The organism is Ideonella alba (genome assembly GCF_018069875.1).
Lineage (GTDB): Bacteria > Pseudomonadota > Gammaproteobacteria > Burkholderiales > Burkholderiaceae_C > Ideonella > Ideonella alba.
Window position 1 is genome coordinate 1 of the sequence record NZ_JAGQDF010000036.1, and the last position, 1,119, is coordinate 1,119.

1 protein-coding gene is annotated in these 1,119 nt (G+C 65.7%); it reads right to left on the reverse strand.

Translation table 11 applies throughout. The annotated features are described in order from the left end of the window. Window positions 1-27: 27 nt before the first annotated feature. Window positions 28-1,062, reverse strand: a complete 1,035-nt coding sequence (locus KAK07_RS25070; RefSeq protein ID WP_210804701.1) for an IS630 family transposase — start codon at window positions 1,060-1,062, stop codon at window positions 28-30. Between the last annotated feature and the right edge of the window lie 57 nt (window positions 1,063-1,119).

Sequence of the window (1,119 nt, forward strand, 5' to 3'; positions counted from 1 at the left end):
TATTGAGCCGGCATCAAAGTGTTGAACTCAAGCCGCATACCGAACCGGCTCATGCTCGAAGTAGCTCTTGATCCGCTCGGGCTGCCTCTGCACGCTGCGCAGGTGGCGCGCCGCGGCCTTCACAAGTTGCAGCTTCGTGCGCGCCGGGGCGAGCTTCGTCACCGCCTGCTTCAGGTCCGCGTTGGCCATCTCGTCGGGGTTGAGCTCCGGGCTGTAGCTGGGCAGGTAGAACACCTCGATCTCCCGCTCGTGCTCGGCCAGCCACGCCTTCACCGGCTTGCTGTGGTGCACCCGCAGGTTGTCCAGGATCAGGTAGACCTTGCGCCCGGCGTCGCGGATGAGCCGCTTCATGAAGTCGATCAGGATGTCGGCGTTGAGCGCTCCGTCGAAGATCTTCCAGCGCATCGTGCCGCGGCTGGTGACCGTGGAGATGATCGACAGGCCGTGGCGCTTGTTGTTCACCCGCACCACCGGCGTCTGGCCCTGCGGCGCGAAGCTGCGCCCGCGCACGTCGTCGCTGCGAAGGCCCGTCTCGTCGCCCCAATGGATCTCGGCTCCCTCCACCTTGGCGCACGCCGCGATGATGGGGTACTGCTCGTCGAGCCACTTCTGCACCGCCGCAGGCGACTGCTCGTAGGCCTTCCTCATGGGCTTCTGCGGCGTGAAGCCCCAGCGCGAGAGGTACAGGCCCATCGTACGCACCGGCAGCTCGATGCCGAAGCGATCCCGGATCAGCTCAGCCACCGCCTGGCGCGTCCACAGCGCGTAGACCATCTTCAGTTGGTCCGGCGTACGGTCACGGATGAGTTGCTGCACCTCACGCTCTTGCTGCGTGGTGAGGGTGCGACCCGTGCCCACCGGGCGACCCGGCCGCTCCACCATCACCGCCTTCCAGCCGCCCGCATGGAATGCCTTGACCGCGGCGATCACGGTGGTGCGCGAGAGCTCGCACTGCACCGCCACCTCCTGCAAGGGCACGCCATCCAGCCGCATCTTCACCGCCCGGCGCCTGCGCTCGTTGAGGGCCTCCAGCGGCAGCGTTCGAGAGTCGATCTTGTCCATGCAGGGTCAGACTCTACGCGTCCGGAAAAGTTCAACATTTCAATGCCGGATCAATAA